This is a genomic window from Anatilimnocola aquadivae (assembly GCF_049819085.1).
Classification (GTDB): Bacteria; Planctomycetota; Planctomycetia; order Pirellulales; family Pirellulaceae; genus Anatilimnocola.
Genome location: NZ_CP187419.1, coordinates 6,779,258 through 6,799,110, shown reverse-complemented (window position 1 = coordinate 6,799,110; position 19,853 = coordinate 6,779,258). Strand labels below are relative to the sequence as shown.

Annotated in this window: 21 protein-coding genes and 1 other RNA gene; 11 read left to right on the top strand and 11 right to left on the bottom strand. The window is 57.7% G+C overall.

The genetic code is table 11. The features are described from left to right. Window positions 1-2: 2 nt before the first annotated feature. The gene (locus NA78x_RS26955) at window positions 3-1,271 is read left to right on the top strand and encodes a beta-propeller fold lactonase family protein (protein WP_425615472.1); all 1,269 of its coding nucleotides are present in this window, start codon (window positions 3-5) and stop codon (window positions 1,269-1,271) included. Window positions 1,272-1,325: 54 nt separating this feature from the next. On the opposite strand, the gene NA78x_RS26950 is transcribed toward NA78x_RS26955, so the two are convergent. The 3 genes from NA78x_RS26950 to NA78x_RS26940 form a co-directional block, all read right to left on the bottom strand. Next, window positions 1,326-1,727 (bottom strand): DoxX family protein, encoded by a 402-nt coding sequence (locus NA78x_RS26950; RefSeq protein ID WP_425615471.1) that lies wholly within the window; start codon window positions 1,725-1,727, stop codon window positions 1,326-1,328. A gap of 58 nt (window positions 1,728-1,785) precedes the next feature. Next, window positions 1,786-2,147: a transfer-messenger RNA gene (ssrA, locus tag NA78x_RS26945) on the bottom strand. A 130-nt stretch (window positions 2,148-2,277) separates the two neighbouring features. Continuing rightward, a complete protein-coding gene (locus tag NA78x_RS26940; protein WP_425615470.1) occupies window positions 2,278-3,177 on the bottom strand; it encodes an ATP-grasp domain-containing protein in 900 nt (299 codons plus the stop codon). A gap of 175 nt (window positions 3,178-3,352) precedes the next feature. Here NA78x_RS26940 and NA78x_RS26935 point away from each other — a divergent pair, with 175 nt between their 5' ends. Beyond that, the gene (locus tag NA78x_RS26935) at window positions 3,353-3,919 is read left to right on the top strand and encodes a YqgE/AlgH family protein (RefSeq protein WP_425615469.1); all 567 of its coding nucleotides are present in this window, start codon (window positions 3,353-3,355) and stop codon (window positions 3,917-3,919) included. A 34-nt stretch (window positions 3,920-3,953) separates the two neighbouring features. On the opposite strand, the gene NA78x_RS26930 is transcribed toward NA78x_RS26935, so the two are convergent. Further along, window positions 3,954-4,874 carry a LysR family transcriptional regulator gene (locus NA78x_RS26930; RefSeq protein ID WP_425615468.1) on the bottom strand — a complete coding sequence of 307 codons (921 nt, stop codon included), beginning with the start codon at window positions 4,872-4,874 and terminating at the stop codon, window positions 3,954-3,956. Between the two features lie 107 nt (window positions 4,875-4,981). On the opposite strand from NA78x_RS26930, the gene NA78x_RS26925 reads away from it, so the two are divergent. From NA78x_RS26925 to NA78x_RS26895, 7 genes are all read left to right on the top strand, one after another. After that, on the top strand, window positions 4,982-5,695 hold the full coding sequence (locus NA78x_RS26925) for a basic secretory protein-like protein (protein WP_425615467.1): 714 nt from the start codon (window positions 4,982-4,984) through the stop codon (window positions 5,693-5,695). A 211-nt stretch (window positions 5,696-5,906) separates the two neighbouring features. Then, window positions 5,907-7,526 (top strand): catalase, encoded by a 1,620-nt coding sequence (locus NA78x_RS26920; protein ID WP_425615466.1) that lies wholly within the window; start codon window positions 5,907-5,909, stop codon window positions 7,524-7,526. Window positions 7,527-7,614: 88 nt separating this feature from the next. After that, window positions 7,615-8,238 (top strand): ankyrin repeat domain-containing protein, encoded by a 624-nt coding sequence (locus tag NA78x_RS26915; RefSeq protein WP_425615465.1) that lies wholly within the window; start codon window positions 7,615-7,617, stop codon window positions 8,236-8,238. A gap of 123 nt (window positions 8,239-8,361) precedes the next feature. After that, window positions 8,362-9,090: a 3-keto-disaccharide hydrolase gene (locus NA78x_RS26910; RefSeq protein WP_425615464.1), complete on the top strand. Its 729-nt coding sequence runs from the start codon at window positions 8,362-8,364 to the stop codon at window positions 9,088-9,090. Between the two features lie 11 nt (window positions 9,091-9,101). Then, window positions 9,102-9,434, top strand: a complete 333-nt coding sequence (locus NA78x_RS26905; protein ID WP_425615463.1) for a DUF3634 family protein — start codon at window positions 9,102-9,104, stop codon at window positions 9,432-9,434. Window positions 9,435-10,003: 569 nt separating this feature from the next. Beyond that, window positions 10,004-10,468 carry a hypothetical protein gene (locus NA78x_RS26900; RefSeq protein ID WP_425615462.1) on the top strand — a complete coding sequence of 155 codons (465 nt, stop codon included), beginning with the start codon at window positions 10,004-10,006 and terminating at the stop codon, window positions 10,466-10,468. 126 nt (window positions 10,469-10,594) lie between these two features. Next, a complete protein-coding gene (locus tag NA78x_RS26895) occupies window positions 10,595-11,041 on the top strand; it encodes a hypothetical protein (protein WP_425615461.1) in 447 nt (148 codons plus the stop codon). A gap of 107 nt (window positions 11,042-11,148) precedes the next feature. Here NA78x_RS26895 and NA78x_RS26890 read toward each other — a convergent pair whose 3' ends face one another. The 3 genes from NA78x_RS26890 to NA78x_RS26880 form a co-directional block, all read right to left on the bottom strand. Next, the gene (locus tag NA78x_RS26890; protein ID WP_425615460.1) at window positions 11,149-12,219 is read right to left on the bottom strand and encodes a formylglycine-generating enzyme family protein; all 1,071 of its coding nucleotides are present in this window, start codon (window positions 12,217-12,219) and stop codon (window positions 11,149-11,151) included. Between the two features lie 167 nt (window positions 12,220-12,386). After that, window positions 12,387-12,587 carry a carbon storage regulator gene (locus tag NA78x_RS26885; protein WP_425615459.1) on the bottom strand — a complete coding sequence of 67 codons (201 nt, stop codon included), beginning with the start codon at window positions 12,585-12,587 and terminating at the stop codon, window positions 12,387-12,389. Between the two features lie 98 nt (window positions 12,588-12,685). Then, the gene (locus tag NA78x_RS26880; RefSeq protein ID WP_425615458.1) at window positions 12,686-13,006 is read right to left on the bottom strand and encodes a hypothetical protein; all 321 of its coding nucleotides are present in this window, start codon (window positions 13,004-13,006) and stop codon (window positions 12,686-12,688) included. 187 nt (window positions 13,007-13,193) lie between these two features. On the opposite strand from NA78x_RS26880, the gene NA78x_RS26875 reads away from it, so the two are divergent. Further along, window positions 13,194-13,658: a hypothetical protein gene (locus tag NA78x_RS26875; RefSeq protein WP_425615457.1), complete on the top strand. Its 465-nt coding sequence runs from the start codon at window positions 13,194-13,196 to the stop codon at window positions 13,656-13,658. A 2-nt stretch (window positions 13,659-13,660) separates the two neighbouring features. Here NA78x_RS26875 and NA78x_RS26870 read toward each other — a convergent pair whose 3' ends face one another. Both NA78x_RS26870 and NA78x_RS26865 read right to left on the bottom strand, forming a co-directional pair. Next, a complete protein-coding gene (locus NA78x_RS26870; protein ID WP_425615456.1) occupies window positions 13,661-15,196 on the bottom strand; it encodes an aldehyde dehydrogenase family protein in 1,536 nt (511 codons plus the stop codon). A gap of 7 nt (window positions 15,197-15,203) precedes the next feature. After that, window positions 15,204-16,613: an acetyl ornithine aminotransferase family protein gene (locus NA78x_RS26865; RefSeq protein WP_425615455.1), complete on the bottom strand. Its 1,410-nt coding sequence runs from the start codon at window positions 16,611-16,613 to the stop codon at window positions 15,204-15,206. Between the two features lie 357 nt (window positions 16,614-16,970). On the opposite strand from NA78x_RS26865, the gene NA78x_RS26860 reads away from it, so the two are divergent. Continuing rightward, window positions 16,971-17,192 (top strand): BON domain-containing protein, encoded by a 222-nt coding sequence (locus tag NA78x_RS26860; protein ID WP_425615454.1) that lies wholly within the window; start codon window positions 16,971-16,973, stop codon window positions 17,190-17,192. A gap of 271 nt (window positions 17,193-17,463) precedes the next feature. On the opposite strand, the gene NA78x_RS26855 is transcribed toward NA78x_RS26860, so the two are convergent. Further along, window positions 17,464-18,447, bottom strand: a complete 984-nt coding sequence (locus tag NA78x_RS26855) for a hypothetical protein (protein WP_425615453.1) — start codon at window positions 18,445-18,447, stop codon at window positions 17,464-17,466. A 903-nt stretch (window positions 18,448-19,350) separates the two neighbouring features. Continuing rightward, window positions 19,351-19,773 carry a hypothetical protein gene (locus NA78x_RS26850; RefSeq protein ID WP_425615452.1) on the bottom strand — a complete coding sequence of 141 codons (423 nt, stop codon included), beginning with the start codon at window positions 19,771-19,773 and terminating at the stop codon, window positions 19,351-19,353. Between the last annotated feature and the right edge of the window lie 80 nt (window positions 19,774-19,853).

The window sequence follows — 19,853 nt, the reverse complement described above, 5'->3', positions numbered from 1 at the left end:
TCATGCCTATCCCCGAGAGTTCCCGCCGGTCGTTCCTTAAAACTTCACTCGCCCTCTCGGCAGCGACACCAGCGATCGCCGGCATGCTGCAGGCCGAAGAGCCGGCCGGCCCGCTCTGGGCCTACATCGGTACGTTTAGTTCGCCGCTCAGCGATGTGCTTCCGACGCAGGTTGACTTGCCTCCGGGGAATGGTCGCGGCATCCACATCTTTCAGGTGAATCGTCAGACCGGCGAAATGACCGCTGCTGGTGTGCACGAAATGGGAACCAGCCCTAGTTGCCTGGCCGTGAACGCTGCCGGCACGCACCTGTACTCGGCCAACGAGACCGACCGCGTCGGCCCGAACAAAGAAGGAACCGTCAGCTCGTTCGCCATCGATCGCGCCAGCGGCAAACTGAAACTGCTGAACACCGTGCGCTCCGGCGGCGCGGGGCCAACCTATGTCAGCATTCATCCTTCGAAGAAATGGCTGCTGGTTGCCAATTACTTCGGCGGTTCGATCTCCGTTCTTCCCATGCTGCCAGATGGCCAACTGGGCGAAGCAACCGACGTAAAGAACGACGCCGGGAAGATCGGCCCCACCAAGGCCAAGAACGCCCCGCCCGGCAGTTTTGCCTTCAGCGGACACGACCGGACGCACGCCCACATGATCGAGGCCGATCCTTCCGGCCGCTACGTACTGCACGTCGATCTCGGGCTCGATCAAATCTTCAGCTGGAAGTTCGACGACAAGATCGGCAAGCTCTCGCCGAACGATCCAGCGTCTGTCTCTCTGCCGCCCGGTGATGGCCCGCGACACTTTCATTTTCATCCCAACGGCCGCTGGCTCTATTCGATTCAGGAAGAAGGCTCAACGCTCGTCTTGTTCGACTACGACGCTGCGACGGGCCGGATGCAGGCTCGGCAGACGATTTCGACATTGCCGCCCAAGTTTGCCGGCAGCAATTTTTGCTCCGAGATCTTGGTCTCCGCCGATGGCAAGTTCGTCTACGCCGGCAATCGCCTGCACGACAGCATCGGCATCTTCTCCGTCGGCGAAACCGGCGAACTCACGTACGTTGGCGAAGAATGGACTCGCGGCAACTATCCCCGCAGCTTTACGTTCGACCCTACTGGCAAGTTCCTCTACTGCTGCAATCAGCGCGGCGATAATGTCGCTGTCTTTGCCGTCGATCACAAAACAGGCGGCCTCAAATTCACCGGGTACTATGTGCCTGTCGGCAATCCATCGCACATTGTGTTTTTGGATACGGCCAAAGCAGCCAAGTAGCCAAAACGTGTGTGCGACTTTTTCACTCGCCATTCGCTGGCGATCTTGAGCTGCCTATGGCCGAACTTCATCAGCTGATGCGTGAGAACCCCCGGTGGGCATCGTGTGCCAAAAGGCCCAGATGACAAAGATCGCTTGCAACGGCAGGCGAAGAAAATGCAGCAGTGGTGACGCGGGGATTAGCTCCTGATGCTGGTAGGCATAAATGTTGGCTGGAAAGACGGCCACGAGCAAGGCGATGATGCCCCAAGCGGCGAATCGTGAAAACCGCGGGACGAGCAGCAACAAACCGAGCATGAACTCGATCGCGCCGCTCAGATACACCAGTTCCCAATGCCACGGCAGATAGGGCGGCATGATCCTCACGAAGAACTGGGGCTGCACAAAGTGCATCGTCCCTGCCCCCAGCATGAGCGCCGCCAGCAGATACCTCGAAACCGACTTTATTCCATTCATGCTTTTACCTTCTGACCAACCTAACAAAAAAAGGCACCGGATTTCTCCGATGCCCTTTTAGTGGAGGCGGCGGGAATTGAACCCGCGTCCCGCGATCTTTCCACGGCAGCTTCTACGTGCGTAGTCAACAATTTGGATCTCGTCGCACCCGTCGTCTGTTGCCGGACTACGGGATTGACCAGCCAGAAACTTTTTGAACCGCGAGCGTTTCCGACATGACTCGCGGCGAACCGGAATTGACAACGGACTTTTGGATCTCTCCGGCGAAGACCCGCAATCCGTGCAACCTATTTAACTAGGCTGCAAGGCTGAGATTGCTCTCGGCAAATAAAGTGTGATCTGCTTTTAACGTGGCCAACAGATCAACCACGGCACGCCACTGACGCTTCTAAGCGACCCGGTCGAATCCAGTTCGCCCCCAGTGTTGCGAGTGGTAATTCCTCGCAGCATTCATTCTAGCGACATTCGGCCGGAAGAGAAGGTTCGTGCGGAGTGGGGAGTTCGGATTGCGGAGTTCGGAGTGAAGAAGGTATGAAGCGGGAGTCGGAGGTCAGGGGTCGGAAGATAAGGACAAGCCTTGCAGGGCTTGGTAGAACTCTCTTAAGTTGATGCCCGGCGGCAGTCCACAGCAGCCTCCGTCGCCCGTTTCGAGCAGGAAATGTTCGCCAGTTGCGGTAACGACCGAGTCTGCCATGAAGAAGGGCGAGTTGATCCGCTGGCCAATGACATCAAATCGCTGGAAGTCGGCCGCGGGGATGGTAGACAGTTCGCCATCATGACCATACGGAAGAGTAAACAGCCGTCGGCCACCAAGGAAGATCATTCGATATTCTTCGAATCGTTCGTCGCCGAACGGATCAGGACCGAGCGACTTGAGTTCGATCAGCGGCCTCAGCACGAGTCCGGGAATAAACCGATCCTCGCGAAACTCTCGCAACTCCTGAATCACCGTTGCAAACTGCTCTACGTTGCCCGGTGACGGGATCACGCACCCCTGTGGCCAGATCTCTTTCGCGGACTTGATGAAGTCCTTGATGAAATAAGGTGGTGGTCCCATCCGCTGGGTAAGCATGCGCACTTCGGCTGGTTCGAGTGAAGTGGTCGCTATTGCCGGGATGGAGAATTCGGCGATATGCGGAAAGAAGCAGGGGAACAGCTGAGTCGCATCGTACTGCTCGGGCGCGGTGAGCAAGCAGAGCCCGCGATCCCTTAGAGCTTGATGAAAAAGACGATACTCATCTGGTCGCAAAGTGCCGCCTCGGTAGACCGTTAGCTTGCCGTCGCCATTTGCTGTGTGCAGAAACGCTCGCGTCAAATCGCCGCGCATGACTGCACGTAGATTGACCGTGGTGAACTCAATTCCCAGTTCCTCGCAGGTCATCGACTCTTTGAGGAACTTCGAATCTGGCAACTGTTCGGAGTCAGCAGAGCAGGGAAAGACAACGATCAAGGGCGAACCTCCTAGCAGCCTGGGGTTACTTGAGTTGAATGTAGTCGATCTCTACATTCCCGACTTCTCGCACTGTGCGCCCTCCCTCCCTGTCTCACCACGCTGCGACAGCGGCTAAACTGGTGGGCTGAGTCCAGAGCACCGCACAAGCCTGATTGGCTGCAAGGTTTCACCGATGCAATCGTTGCAAGGCAAGTTACTGGTCGCTTCGCCCCACTTGGGCGACGGCAACTTTTTTCGTTCGGTCGTGCTGCTCGTCAAGCACGACGAAGAAGGGGCGTTCGGGCTCATTCTCAACCGTCCGCTGAACAACTCGCTGGCGGAAGTTTGGCAGACCATCGTCGCCGAGTACGGTATCGAAGGTGAGGTCGCTGCCGATCAGCCCATTCATCTCGGTGGGCCGGTGCAAGGCCCGCTGCTGGTCGTGCATACGCTTAAAAAGTACTCCGAAGCGCAAATCGTCAGCGGGGTGCATTTCGCTTCGCATAAAGATCATCTGGGCAAAGTCGTTACAAACGCGAAGAAGCCGTTTCGAGTCTTCTCGGGCTATTCAGGCTGGGGGGCCGATCAACTGGAGGACGAAATCGCCGCTGGTGGCTGGCTCATTGCCGAGGCCGAGAAGGATCTCATCTTCTATGACGGAGACGACCTGTGGGAACGAGTCGTTCAGAACATCGCCGAGCAAATCATGGCTCCCGCAATGAAAATGAAGCACGTTCCGCCCGATGCCTCGTTCAATTAAGCGGGACCGCTCGTTCTCAGATCGTGCTCGCGAGTCAGTGCTCCAGCGATTTACTCCTCGCCGACGCTTCGGGTTTTCTGGGAAAGCGAAACGCTTTCACAAACTCGCGAAAGAGCTTCACCAAGCGACTTTCGAACCGATAGGGATTGGAAATGAGGGCTACGGTTCGCGTGGGCTGAGTCCCCGACAGATGGCGATAGATGCGCCGCGGGCTATCGTCGAGGTTGCAGGCCATCGCGGGCACGAGTGAAACTCCGTGCCCTAGCGAGACGAGTTCTTGCACCGTCGCCAGCTGGCTGGTGCGCTCGACCGACACGGGCTGAATCGACCGCTGGCGGCAGAACGAGACAATGTCATTCGACAGACAATGCGTCTCGTCGAGCAGCACAAACGAGTAGGGCTGCAAATCGTCGATCGCAATCTGCTTCTTCTTGCTCAGCGGATGATCGATGGGCAGGACCAATCGCAGCTCTTCTTCAAACAGCTCTTCTATGTGCAGGTGCTGCTTGGGAACGGGCAAAGCGAGAATCGCCAGATCGATTTCGCCGTGCAACACTCGCTGCAAGAGCTTCTCGGTCACTTCCTCGAATACGACAACGCTGGCTTGCGGATACTTGGTCGCAAACCCGCGCAGCAGGGGCGGCAATAGGAAGGGGGCGATGGTGGGAATGGTTCCCAGCCGAATGCGGCCGGTTTTGCCATCGTCGGTGATTTCGGCGACGGTATCGTCGACGAGCGACAGAATCTGTTCGGCCCGGGCGAGCAGCAAACGGCCGGCATCGGTCAGTTCCACCGTTCGCGCATGTCGCTCGAAGAGCGGCTGGCCGAGTTCTTCTTCCAGCTTGGCGATCGAGCGGCTGAGCGCTGGCTGCGATAGATACAAGTCTTCGGCCGCGCGGGTGAAGTTGCCTCGCTCGGCCAGTTTCAAAAAGTAACGGAGTTGACTGATTTCCATGGGTCACCCGCAAGTGGCAGGGAGCGAACTATAATCCGAGCAATCTTTTCTCAATCCAGCAGCGACACTGTATTCACCAGCGACACTGTTCGTTACGAAAGCCTCTCATGCAATCGACCGCTTCTCTCTGGCAACTGGCAATGGCCCTACTGTTGGCACTTGCTTCGTCTAGTACCTGGGCTCGAGAGAAACCCGAGGCCACGCCGGCCGAGGCCGAGAAGCCGAAGCAGCCAGCGCCGCTTAGTTTGACCGTCGAAGGTGATATCGATGCCGCCATGGCACCGATCGCTGGTCAGCTGACGACTTTGTTCTACGAGTGCTACCCCAAGTTGCTCGCGCGCTTTGAGCATCCCGATAAGCCTGCGCAGCGCAAGATTCGTCTGATCTTCAAGAACGACATCAACGTGCCTGGCTACTCGCATCGCGATACGGTCGTCGTCAGCACCGACTGGCTGAAGAAACATCCGCAAGATATTGGTCTCTTCACGCACGAATTGACTCACTTGGTGCAGGCCTATCCCAGCCCGGAGCCTGGTTGGCTGACCGAGGGCATCGCCGACTATGCGCGGCACTTGTATGGCCCCGAGAAGCAGGTGGGCTGGTCGCTGCCGCGCAAGTTGCGCCCCGAGCAAAGCTACCGAAACAGCTACGGTGTGACCGCGCGGTTTCTCGTCTGGTTGGACGAAAAGCATCCAGGAACCGTCGATAAGATTCATCGCAAGATGCAAGACAAGACCTTCAAGATGGAAGATGTGGAAGAACTAACGGCGAAGAATATCGAAACTCTCTGGCGAGAATGCGTCCAAGACCTGGATAAATAGTTCCCTTCTTCGATTCGAGTTCCGCGGCGGCATCTGAATTGCTGTTGATGGTTTCTTTGCGGCACTCTGCGCAGACAGTCATGCATTTCATGCATGGTAATTAGTCGTGCAATGAATTGGAATCATGGCTTGCCGCGTGGCAATAATGACTTAGCGAAGTCGCCAGCAGACTTGCTCGCGAGCCTTTCCCAGCATTTCCGGAGATATTTCGATGAAACTAGCGCGACCTTTTACGATCGTTGCGATGATCGTTGCCCTGGCGGTCACATCCGCCAGTGGCTTAACGGGTGCTGAGCCCGGCCGCATTCTGACGGAAGATGGCGGCCAGCCCGTGGGAGACAATCAGAACTCGCGCACCGCGGGTGCCAATGGCAGCGTGCTCCTCGACAACTTTCACTTGATCCAAAAGTTGTCTCGCTTCGATCGTGAGCGCATTCCCGAGCGCGTAGTACATGCGCGCGGGGTTGGAGCTCATGGTGAATTCGTCAGCTACGGCGACTTCTCCAAGTACACGAGAGCGAAACTGTTCGGTGCCAAGGGAACCAAGACACCGGTGTTCTTGCGGTTCTCGACGGTGATTCATCCAGGTGGCTCACCCGAGTCGCTGCGTGACCCACGTGGTTTCGCGGTTAAGTTCTACACGGAAGACGGCAACTGGGATCTGGTGGGCAATAACCTGCCTGTGTTCTTCATTCGCGATGCGATGAAGTTTCCCGATATGGTGCACTCGCTCAAGCCCTCGCCCATCACCAACCAGCAGGATCCCAATCGGTTCTTCGACTTCTTCAGCCATGTGCCTGAGAGCACACAAATGCTGACGTTTGTGTATTCCGACCAAGGCACGCCGGCGAACTTGCGCCAGATGGATGGCTTTGGCGTACATGCGTTCAAATGGGTGAATGCGGAGGGTGACGTCACCTACGTGAAGTTCAATTGGCGCTCGCAGCAAGGTCACAAGACGCACACGGCGAAAGAAGCCGGTGAAGCGACGGCCATGAATCACAGCAATCACACCGAAGACTTGTACAAGGCAATCGAGGCCAAAGAATTCCCATCATGGGAACTGAACGTGCAAATGTTGAAGCCCGAGCAACTGGACGGTTTCGATTTCGATCCACTGGATGCGACCAAGGTTTGGACAGGCGTGCCGGAGATGAAGGTCGGTAAGATGACGCTCAATCGTGTGCCGAACAATTTCTTCGAAGTGACCGAGCAGGTCGCGTTTTCGCCCGGCATGGTGGTGCCAGGAATTGAACCTTCGGAAGATCGCCTGTTGCAAGGTCGGCTGTTTTCGTATGCCGATACCCAGCGTTATCGCGTCGGGGTGAACTACCTGATGTTGCCAGTCAATCGACCGCTCGTCGATGTGGTCAACAACAACCAGGCGGGCAAGATGAACTTCGGCGATACCAAGTCGGATGTGAATTATCAGCCTAGCGTGACCAGCAACAGCCCGGTCGAAGATCCCGCCGCGCGGGCATCGCAGGCACCGCTCAGCGGGCATGTGGAGCAGCAACGGATCGCCAAGACGTTGAATTTTCAACAAGCAGGCGAGTTGTATCGTAGCTTTACCGCCGAACAGCAGAAGAATCTGATCTCGAATCTGGTTGGTGACATGAAGAAGGTTCGCGACAAGCAGATTCGCCTACGGATGATTGGCTTCTTCTACCAGGCTGATGCCGACTACGGCACGCGCCTCAGCGAAGCGCTCGGCGATAGCCTCGACGATGCCAAGGCACTGGTCAAAGCCACGAAGGACGTCGAGCCGACCAAGTGGCGGCAAGCGGGCAGCGCGGGTCGACCGGCGAATACGACGGGCGGGGGCAGATAGTTTGAAGTTCGCAGTTTGAAGTTCGTAGTTGTGGGGCAGCTGGTCTGCAGCGCCCCAAGTTGAATGTGGAAGAGTTGAGGAGCCGAGTATGCGACAGGTTTTGACTCGCCTGGCGATTGCGGTGGCTGTATTCGGCCTGATCGTGATTGCCGTAGGAAGTGGTTACTACTACTCGCTGCCGATTCCAACGTCGCCAGAACTGACTGACAAGCATGGCGTCGTGCTGGATGAAGCGACGCAGGCCAAGCTGACGGAGATCGTCTTTCAAGCGGCCCGCGATGACGACGCTGTAACCGTTACCGAGTATCTGAAAGAAGGGTTTACGCCGAACGTGCGCAGCCCACGTGGCGATACGCTCTTGACCGTCGCCGCCTATCACGACAGCCGCGCGGTAATGAAAGAACTGCTTGGCAAAGGCGAGATCGAACTCGAAGCGCGAAACCGGATGGGACTCACGGCCGTCTCTGCCGCGGCCTTCAAGGGGCACGACGAAGCGCTGCGGATGTTGATTGCTCGCGGTGCCAAGGTCGATGCGGCGAACAGCACCAATCAGACAGCCATCATGTTCGCGGCACTCGCCGGACGCACGACCACCGTGCAACTGCTCAAATCGGCCGGGGCAAATGTGGAGCGCCAGGATGAACTTGGCAACACCGCAGCATCGCTGGCCGAAGCTCAAGGCGCGGAAGAAGTGGTGGAACTGCTGAAGTAAGGTGGCGCACTCTCTCGCCCGGCGACCCCACCCCACGCGCACGCGACTCGACCGCATCCTGCGGGCAGCTTATCATCGGGGGAGCTTACCTCTCGATGATACTCCCGCCTAAGGATGCTCCTGATGTTGTTGGTTCGCTATTTGGTCTTCGTTTCACTGACGCTCGTCATTGGTTTGTCCATCAATCCATTCGCACTCGCTCAAGAGGCGCCTCCCAAAGCCACCATCGATGGCACCGGTCCAGGCTGGGTAACTTTGGGCGAAGCAGACTTCAAGAATGTGAACTGCGCGGAGGATACCTGGTCGTGGAAGGATGGCGTAGCTCATTGCACGGGTAAGCCCGTGGGTGTCATTCGAACCGAGAAGCAGTACAAGAATTTCGAACTTAGCGTGCAGTGGCAGCATCTGAAGAGCGCCGGCAACAGCGGCGTGTTTGTGTGGGCGATTCCTGAATCGCTGGAAGGTCTGAAGCCGAACGCACTGCCGCAGGGCATCGAGGTGCAGGTGCTCGACCACGGCTACACCGAGAATTACGAAAAGTCGACCGGCAAGAAGGCCGATTGGTTCAGCACGAATGGCGATGTGTTTCCCGTCGGCAAGGCCAAGATGAAGCCCTTTCCACCGACCTCGCCCAATGGGCAACGGAGCTTTCCGACTAAAAACCTGAGCAAGGGAATCAACGAGTGGAACCATTACTACATTCGCGCCATCAACGGCGAAGTGCGGCTGTGGGTGAATGGTGAGGAAGTCTCCGGCGGCACCGACATCACCCCCAGTAGCGGCTATCTGTGTCTGGAATCGGAAGGGTCGCCCGTCGAGTTCAAGAACATCAAGATTCGGGAACTGCCGTAAGGGTTTCAGCGTTGGATCCATTTGTAATCGGCGTTGTCGTGCTGGTACTGGTCGTGGGCTGGTTCCTGTTCAAAGGAAAGCCCAGCGCGATCTTTGTGGTGCAAGTGAAGAACGGAACGGCCGAAGCTACTGATGGGACCGTGACCGAAGCCTTTTTGAACGAAGTGACCGAGCAGTGCCTGATTGCCGGTGTGCGGGCAGGAGAGATTCGGGGCGTGCCGCGCGGGGTGCGAATCGGCCTCTGGTTCTCGCCCGAGTTCGATCCCGATGTCTGCCAACGCCTGCGTAACTGGTGGGGCATGTATGGCTGGCTCCTCACGGCCCGCAGTCCCACGCGTCGGTAATGGGTTTCTCGCTTTGTCGTTTGACAAAGAATCACGCGTCGACCAGATTTCAGGTGGTTCCGCAGTTACGCGGGGCGAGAGCGAACTCGTGGAGCGAGTCGACTGCACGTTCCCACTCGCGTGCAAGTTTCACCACGAGAGTCGAGGCGAACGAATGGCGAAAGAATTCGGTTCTGGACCGCCCGCTCACGCTCCTCGCTAACGCGTCGGGTTTCCTAAGAAAGTCGACGCAAATTGCGATACGCTCATTCAGGGGGCGTTCACAAACCTCGGGTTGTTTCGCTGCTGGGAAACCCGCAGAGACGGCAAATTGCCGAGCGAAATGAATTCCGGGGTGAGACGAGGAGGCCGGTTTGTGAACACGCTTTTTCCGAAAGCCGGAAAGGTTGAGAGAGTTGCGACGGAAACGACCCACCCGCCGCGTCATTTTCGACCGCTAGCAGTCCGACAACCTGACGTTGCTCCGCCCAGACTCGATTGCTACAGTGCGGCGAGCGGGCACTGCCCGAAAGTGTGTCCAAAGAATGTGCCCGAAAGATCTGATTGGCTTCTGCAGGATTTGAACTCTCATGATGCTTGCGCAAGTTCCCCGTCGTCTGCTGTTGCTGGCCGCTGTGGGCTGCCTGGCATTCATGGCCACGGGCTGCAGTCCGGCTCAGCAAGTGGTGGGAACGTGGGATCTCGATTCCAGCAAGCCAATTCCGACTGAGTTCTTTGATGCCAATCCACTGGTGGGCGCGATGCTCGCCATGGGGAAGCCTGACTTTCAAGTAACCATGCAGGGGGACGGAGCTTTCCATCTGAAAGCGAAGGTCGGCCCGGTGACCCAAGAGAAGAAGGGTTCGTGGCGGTTCGTGAAAACCGAAGGCAAAACCTTACTTTTAATGGTCAAGGAAGCCGGGAAAACCGAAGAAACAGAATTAAGATTTACACCGCTCGATGCCGAACATGCCGACCTGAGCATGCCTTTGGATTTGGGTGGCCAGAAAATCAATCCCGCGTTTTCGTTTATCAAAGCGAAACCCGGGGTATAGGACGATAAATTCAGGGGAGCTCCGCGCTCGTTGTTACCGACTGGTGTTACCGGTCGCTAGCTGCCAGCGTGACAGCAGCCCGCTGAGATACAGCTCATCACCCCTGGTCGATCAAGGAGGATCACCATGCTTCGTTATGTACAATCTGCCGTCATTGGCTCGTTTCTCGCCGCCCTCGTCATCACCGCCGTCGGCTGCGGTTCGGGCAGCCCACCGCCGGCCCAGCGCTTGCCTGGCAAGTGGCACGGCAAGATGGTGGTCGATCGCGAGTCGGTCGGTGCTTCGCTGACTGCTCAACAAATTGCCGATCTCGAAAAGATGGAGATGGGCATTGAGTTCACCAAGGAAGGGGCGATGGTCCTCTCGGGTGTGAACAACAATCAGCCCTACCAAAGCGCTGGTAAGTGGCAGTTCATCACCCAGGAAGGCGATCAGCTGACGATCAAGTCGGTTGAAAGCGACGGCACCCAGAAAGACGTCATCATCCTTTTCGACGGCGCGGACAAGTTCCACATGCCGCTGAAGACAGAAGTGGCGAATATCGGTGCGATGACGTTTGAGCGGTTGCGGTAAGGGGGAAGGGGCCAGAGATTAGGGGCCAGGGACCAGGGGAGTCGGAAGTCAGAGGTCAGAAGCTAATTGCTTGCATTAACTTCGAACCACAAACTTCGAACTTCGAACTACTCTGTCTTCTGCACCTTGTCGATCTGCGGCGGTTCCGATTTATCCCACTTGGCAGCACGTTCCGCTGCGGTGGGTTCGGTCAGCGGTCGCACGACGCGGAAGCCCACGCCCAGAGCATCGGTCAGATACCAGATACTCTGCGGCAGTTGCGGATCTTGCTGCTTCCAGTCGGCATGCGACGCCTTGCGAGCCGCTGAGCGGGCTTCGACGGCTTCGCTATCCCACGAGCCCCCGCGGACCACGCGGTTGTACTCGGTCAGCGGAATGGCCAGCGGATTGAGCGCGGTCTTGCCGGCCAGCTTGCTGTAAAAATCGGTGGTGTGCTGGTCGAGGACCCATTCGGCGACATTGCCGTGCATGTCGTATAGGCCCCAGGGGTTAGGCTTTTTCAGGCCGACCTTTTTGTACTTCTCTTCGGTGTTGCCCAGGTACCAGCCATAGTCGTCGAGCTGCGCCGGATCGTCGCCAAACGAGAAGGCGGTCGCCGTTCCCGCGCGGCAGGCATATTCCCATTCCGCTTCGGTGGGCAGGCGATAGTAGCGGCCGGTCTTGGCACTCAGCCATTGGCAAAAGACGCGAGCCGAATGTTGCGTCATGCAGATGGCGGGAAAACCGCCCCGCTTGCCCATGCCAAAGCTCATGTCGGTGTAGGGCTTGGTTGGTTGAGTCAGCTGATACTTGTCGGCTGCCTTGTCTCGTTCGTTGGGTGGCGTGCCGAGGGCATCGCGGCGAAAGATATCGAGGTCGGCGGACCAGACTTCGTAAGCGTCCCAGGTGATTTCGAACTTGGCCATCCAGAAGGGATCGACCTGCACTTCGTGCTGCGGACCTTCATCGGGTCGGCGTCCCTTTTCGCTCTCGGGGCTGCCCATCAGAAACTTGCCACCCTTGATGGGCAGCATGTCGATTTTCCCCTCCGAGTGCTCGAGCAGTTCAGTGTAGGGCTTCATCTCGGCTTCGGTTTTGGCGGCCGAATCGGGAATTTCGAGAGGAGCGACTTTGGCATCCTGCCCGTTCGCTACAGAGAGAGAAACAGCCAGCAGGAACAACCCACAGAACCTTCGCATCGTGACACGCTCGCAGAGTGATAACTCAGATCTCGCCCATTCAGAATGGCTCGGTGAGTTGCACATTGTCGTTTGACGTGGCAACTGCACCAGCCTGCTTCCCCATTAGAACATGGAAGCAGGCGAGATTTCGAGGGTGCGACCGGCGTGGGAGCTCAAATCCTGGTCTAGCTGAGGCCGAGAGCCATGTCTTCGAAAGACAGGTCGGCAGCAGCTGCATGGGGTTCGAGTTCTTCGCGCAGCACGACAATGTTGGACGGGGCATCGATACCCAGCCGCACTTTGTCGCCCGAGACTCGGACCACGGTCACCACGATCGAATCGCCCAGGCGAATTCTCTCGGCCTCTTTCCTCGATAGTACTAGCATAGACATACCTCCTTGTATGAAGCGTTATTGGTTGTGAATCAGGATTTTGAGCGTTGACAATCAATCAGTGTTTTTTGAGAATCTCTCGCGTACCTGCGTTACGCACCTGCGCCTTGGGCGGCCAGTTCGGGAACGGGCATCGCAAAGGTCGGGGCTCGGAGGAGCGTGGTTTTGTGAATCCGTTCGCCTTGAGAGTTGTAAAACAGAATCGTGTTGCGGTCGGTTTCCCAGATGGCCGTCAGCTTTACGCTGCGGGGGCCATGCAGGCAGAAGAACAGACCGCAGGGCCGCTTGCCGCGGACCAAAATCCGTTCCGAAATCTCAAAGGCACCGGGTTCTAAGTGGTTTTGCTCGCACAGGGTTTGTTGGACGTAACTTCGCAGGCCGCTGAGGTCTTCTATGGGGAGGACGCTGGCCACCATATTGGCTCCGCAAGATGTAGGGCAGATGGGAAGGTTACCACTGGGGAAGTTGGGTAACCTGGCGGGGTGTTGATAGGGTTACTATCGGCAAGCTGCGAGGGTTGCGTTAAGAAACGAGACTCTGGCGACTAGTAAAAACTTGGCTTCCGCGCAGAGTGTGACGGCGGAGCAGCGTGAGGATTGCATGACCGAAAGCGTTTCGACGAATCCGTATTCATCGCCTGTAGTGCCTGAAAATCCACGAGCGATTCAACGTGCGCGGGTGGCGACTCGCGTGCGCATTCCAGCAGCCTGCTTGCTCGTGGCGGCGACACTGCACATCGTACTCATGGGGGCCTTGGCAACTGTGGCAATTGGTACCGCCCCTAGCTGGTCCGCGTTATTCGCAAAAGTAGGAATCTTCAACGCGATTGCGTTCGTGGTCTATTTAGCCGAGCAATCATTCCTGATTTATGCTGCAATCCGAATGTGGCGGATGCAATCGCTTGGGCTGTGTCGCATCGCAGCCATTTTTGCGAGCCTTCCAGTGTTGGCACCGGGAGCGTGGCCGGGCATTCCTCTAGGCATTTGGGCGGCCATCGTCCTGTTCATGCCAAGTACGGCGCAAGAGTTTGATCGACCAGTGGCGAAAGACTCGCTGGATGAATAGTTTCAATCTCCCACATCAAACTTCACACCTTGCGCCAGTGGTAACGTGCGGCCGAAGTTGAGTGTGCAGGTTTGGCGGCGCATGTACGTTTTCCAAGCGTCGCTGCCCGCTTCGCGACCGCCGCCGGTTTCCTTCTCGCCACCGAAGGCACCTCCAATCTCGGCGCCGCTGGGGCCAAGATTGACGTTGGCAATGCCGCAGTCGCTGCCCCAAGCAGAGAGAAACTGTTCGGCCTCGCGAAAGCGGTCGGTGAAGATGGCGCTCGAAAGCCCTTGCGGGACATTGTTGTGCAGCGAGATCGCTTCTTCGAGTTCGCGGTACGTCATTACATAAAGAATGGGTGCGAACGTCTCGTGCTTGATGATCTCCATCTCCGGTTTCGCTCGCACGATCGTCGGCTGCACATAGTACCCCGGGCGATCGATAGGCTGGCCACCACACAGAACTTCGCCACCTTGCTGCTTGATCGTCGCGATGGCAGCGGTGTACTGCTTCACCGCTTCCAGGCTGATGAGTGGACCGAGCAGTGTGCCCTCTTCCCAAGGAAGACCGACAGTGATGTTCTGATAGGCCTTCGTCAGGCGTTCGATCAATTTCTCAGCTTGCGATTCGTGGACAATCAGCCTGCGCAACGTGGTGCAGCGCTGCCCGGCAGTACCGACGGCGGCAAAGAGAATCGCTCGCAGGGCCAGGTTCAGATCGGCCGATTCAGTCACGATGCAGCCGTTGTTGCCACCCAGTTCCAGCAAGCTGCGGCCAAGGCGTTCAGCCACCGTCTTCGCCACGCTCTTGCCCATTGCCGTGCTACCGGTGGCCGAGATCAGCGGCAAGCGAGCATCGGCGGCCAGTTGCTGCCCGACATCACGGTCCGCCGCACACAGGTTCAGCACGCCCGCGAGGCCGCGCGGCTCGAGCACATCGTTCACCAGTTGCTGCACGGCAATCGCCGTGAGCGGTGTCAGGTGCGAAGGCTTCCAAATGACCGGATCGCCGCAGACCATTGCCAGTGCTGCGTTCCAGGCCCAGACCGCGACGGGAAAGTTGAACGCAGTGATCACTCCAATAGGTCCGAGCGGATGCCATTGCTCGAACAGGCGATGCTCGGGGCGTTCGCTGGCGATGGTCAGTCCGTAGAGTTGCCGCGAGAGACCGACGGCGAAGTCACACATGTCGATCATCTCTTGAACTTCGCCGAGCCCTTCGCTGCGGATCTTGCCCGCCTCGATGGTGACGAGCAGGCCGAGATCGTCCTTGTGTTTGCGCAGTTGCTCGCCAATGAGCCTGACGATTTCGCCCCGCTGCGGCGCGGGCATTCGGCGCCAAGCAGCAAAGGCCGCGTGCGAGTTGCCGGCGACCACTTCGCAGTCGTCTTTACCGCCCAAGTGAACGCGGGCGATGGCTTCGCCGGTGGCCGGGTTGAGCGACTCGATTATTTCGCCGCTGGGGCGATCAAGCCAACGCCCGGCATACACGCCCGAGTTAGTATCGCGCAGTCGCAGGCGACCAAGCAGGGATTGCCACATCGTGGATTGTGCCATGGTGTACCTACCACGTCCTGGATGCTGAAGGGGCCGATGAACTGGCGAGCACGCTGGCGTCGCCCAGCACGGTATCGATGATGTTCACCGCGGTATCGACTTCGGCCTTCGTCACAACCAGCGGCGGACAGAATCGCAAGGTACTGGTGCCGCAGCCGAGCATGAGCAGGCCGCGGTGGAAGCACGCTTGCACGACGGCATCGCGAACCGCAGCGGCCGGTTCTTTGGTCGTGCGGTCCTTCACCAGTTCCGCACCTACCATCAAGCCGATGCCGCGCACATCGCCAATGATCGTGTGCCGGCTCATCAGTTCGCGCAGCCGACTTTGCAAGTAGTCGCCCACTTCACGAGCATTGGCCATCAGCGATTCTTCGAGCAGATCGATCGTCGTGAGAGCCGCCACGCACGAAATCGGGTTGCCACCGAAAGTGCTCGCATGCGAGCCGGGGCCCCAATCCATCAAGTCAGCCCGCGCGATAATGGCGCCGAGCGGGAGTCCGGAGGCGATGCCTTTGGCCAGGCAGATAATATCGGGGACGACGCCCCAGTGCTCGATGGCGAACATCTTACCGGTGCGTCCCATGCCCGATTGCACTTCGTCGACGATGTACAGAATGCCGTGCTTCTCGGCGAGTGCTTTCAGCTCACGATGAAATTCCGGCGGTGGTACCACGTAACCACCTTCGCCCTGAATGGGCTCGACAATGATGCCTGCCACTTCGGTCGGTGGGACCGTGCGACGAAACAGGTCTTCGAGTTGATTGAGCGTATTCAAACAACAGCTGGCCGAATTCTTGTGGCATTCGCCTCGCTGAGGGCACTGGTAGCAGTTCGCATAGTCGATGTGCGTCACCTGCGGAATCAGCGGCGCAAAGCCGCGGCGCTGAATCATCTTGCTTCCCGTCAACGAGAGCGCCCCCATGGTGCGACCATGGAACGCGCCGAAGAACGCAATCATGTGCTGCCGGCCGGTGTGAAAGCGGGCCAGCTTAAAGGCCGCCTCGACGCTCTCGGCGCCACTGTTGGTAAAGAAAACCCGTTTGTCTCCGCTGCCGGGAGCAAGCTGTGCCAGACGCTGGGCGAGGTTCCCTTGCGGGGCATAATAGAAGTCGGTCCCCGACATGTGGATCAACTTTTTCGCTTGCTCTTCGATTGCTGCCACCACGCGCGGATGGCAATGGCCGGTCGAACAGACAGCAATGCCGGCGGTGAAGTCGAGAAAGCGATTGCCGTCGACGTCTTCGATCATCGAGCCTTCGCCCCGCTCGACGGCCAGCGGATAAGCCCGCGTATAAGAAGGAGAAGTGAACCGCTCGTCGTGAGCGATCAGCTGCTTTCCTTTCGGGCCGGGCAACTCGGTGTGGATCCAGGGTGTGGGCAGCGACTGGCTTCGATCGTTCTTCGTGGGACCATTCATGGCAAAGCTCCCTCAATGCGTGCCGCGGGCGATGCCCATCGGGCAAGGTCCGAAGTGGTGGACATACGCGCAGTGATCTTCCCCACAGCAATCGTACGCCATCGAGGGGGCGGGGCAAGCCAACTCGCTCGTTTGGGGCGATTGCTGACAGGAAACGTCGCTGGCAGGGCAAGTTCGTGCCCCGTGTTTCGCTAGAACCCTGCCTACCGGCGGATGCTCTCACAATTCTCATGGGAACTGCATGAGAAATTTTCAGCGAGCCGGCAAAGTTTACCGATAGAGAAAGAGTTCGCGCGCTGCATCCCGCCATATTGACGGACCCAGCGAGCCCTTCCTGTTGGGAGCTAATTCGTACTTATGCCGCTTTTCGATGCTACTCTGGCCGAACGTGTAGGTTCAGCCATCCAGACCAACCCTTACTTGAGTGGCAGGACGCTGCGGTTTGAGGCCCACGAAGGGCGCATCACTTTGAACGGGGTCGTCGCCTCGTATTTCCAAAAGCAAATGGCTCAGGAAGTGATCAAGCGCATTGAAGGCGTTGAGCAGATCGAAAATCAGCTCGAAGTCACCTGGTGCTAAGCAGTCTCGTCGTAGACCGCGCTGTTCCGGCGCATCTGCGCACGACACTCACCCCGCCTCTGCGCACGACACTCACCACGCCCCCGCCCCTGCGGCGGGGGTTCATTGGCTTTTGCACTAGCTGATGCTCGCGCAGGCTCCCCTGCCGGCCTCCTTCCCAGTTGGAGTTCCGGCTTTAGCCGGTCCTGTTCCTTGCCTCTTCCCCTACCTGCTGATTGCGCAGCTCCCCAGCCCGAACAGCGCGCAGTTCCGCTCCTTACCTCCCTACTTTCTACTTCGCCTTCCTCATCTTCTTCTCCAACATCGCCTGTCTCGCCTTCCTTTCCTTCCGATTCAACGGTCGCCGCACCCCGGGGCCCTCTTTCGCAGGCGATCCATCGACTCCTGACCGCTGCTCGCTATCCCCCGCACGTTCTTCCCGGTGCTCCACAGACACCACCACCTCACCCGTCAACTCGCCGTGAACAGTCCGCCGCGCGGCCTCTTCTTCGTACAACTTCATCACGGGCCGCGTCGCCGAATCGAAGGCTGCCATTGCACTTACGGGATCGCGAAACTTCTCGTTTCGCATCTCCGCAGCCTCTTTCGCGAACAGCTCTGAACAGTCCCTATTCAGGGGGCTGCTGTGCCGCTCAGCCCGCTCGGGGTCAGGAGTCTTTGGCGAGCGACGACCCTCCATCTTCGAGGATCGTTTTTCGCCATAGACTCCCGACCCCTGACTCGTTGCCCGCTCCTTCGCCGGACCATTTTCATTTTCGTCTTCCTCCCCTTCCTCTTCTTCCTCATCCAAACCTTCCGCTGCCAGCGCCGCGGCCGCCAGCGAACTGAGGAGCGACGGCTGCGGCAACATCGCCGCATGTTCGGCCAACTTGCACGCGACCATCAGGTAGCGCGGGTCGCCGTAGCCCGTCCGAATCGTTGTCACCGAATTCGCCCCGGTGAAATTAGCCGACTTGCGAACGGTCTTCATCGGACCTTGCGACATCCGCCACGCATTTTCCGCCTGCGCACACAAGAAATTCAGCCTTTCCGCCGCCATCTGCTCGGCGACGTACAACTGCTGCTCGCGCCGCACGATGTCCTTCACGCCGGGTGCCATTTCCACCAGATACGCCGCGACTCGCTCGATAATCTGGCAGATCCGCGTTTGCGAAATCTTCAGCTTTCGCGCCGCGACGCGCGTGCTGAACTGCGACACTTTCACCAGTCGATACGCCTCAAAATCTCGCCAACACGGCGGCAACGATACCTGCATGGCCGATCCCCTTCGCGAAAATACGCTGTGCAATCTCACAACACACCTTCGCCAACCTATCAACCACTCGTGACTAGTTAGGTCACGCCCCGCTAGCATTTTTTAAGTAGCCCGACGCGTCAGCGAGGGGGAATGCTCTTCGTCGTCTTGAACTGTTGCAGCCCATAGACCATTCGTTTCGTCTGTCTTTGCTCCAGAGAGTCGAAACGATTGGCGGGAGAAGTCACTTCTCCACTTTCCGCTCGCCCTCCCTCGCTGACGCGTCGGGCTACTTGGAGCGGGCGAAGCCAAAACTCGATGCTGGCGTGAATGGTTACTAGCATTTTCCGAAGTAGGTCACATCCGCCGGATGTGATCCTGGACCTGTGAGGCGAGGCGGAACTGCCATGCCCAGGTCGCAGCGGGCCGCTGCGACCTACCGAAAAAGTATCTCTGACATACTGCCAGTACACGCCAAGAACTGGTCTGGAGTGTCGCCGTCCTGGTGGTTTGGGCATCAAAAGCTGGGTACTGGGTAGCTAACTGTGTTGGTCGAACGTAAGCCACGTCGGCGCAGGATGATGGAGCGAAGTGCGAAATTCGTGTCGCCAGAAGGTTGACCACGCTATCCCTTATTGTCCTTTGCGGTGGGATTCAATTGCGTTCGATACCAATCGACGAAGTCGTTCGGCATGTACCCCCCTGCGTTTCCTGCCGCGTCTATGCCTGCAATGAAAATGCTGCCGTTCTTTGGGGCTATCAGAGGCCTTAGCTTTGCGTACAACTCTTGAGCTGTCCCTGCTGATCTTACGATGGCAATCTCGTTGAACCGAAACCAGTCAAGCTCTTGTTCAAGAACCTCGGCGATGTCTTTGAATTGTATTTGTCGGTTAAGTCGCAAGAAGACCATGTATAGCTTTCCATTCATTCTCCACCGTCCTTTGGTGCATTGGCACCATCAGCTGGTGGAAGCAGAACAACCGCCAATTCGCTCTGTTGTGATTGGGGCGATAAATTTGGTGCGCCCTTCATCCCCAGGGTCATTTGCTCGTGCAAGAGAAATTCTGCACCCTCAAACAAAGCGGCCTGTGGGTTGGCGTGTGCGAACCATACCATCCCGCCGCAAACGCACAAAATTAGTAAGGCAAGCAGAACAGCGATTCCACCAGCAACGTAGGCACCAATTTCGCTGCCACTAAATGCAACAGTTGCCGCTGTTGTTCCAAGTGCGACAGTTGCACAAATTAGCACTGTAGAGAGCCTGCCAACCACGCCACCACTTAGCCTTATCGAGGATATTCGTTCTGTCATGCCTGCGATGTCAGGCACGTTGAGAATTTTAGACACGACTCCCCCCGACTTGAAAAAACAGCCGAGAGGCGTACCATGAACGTAACAGCACGCATGGGCCACTGGCTCATAAAGAA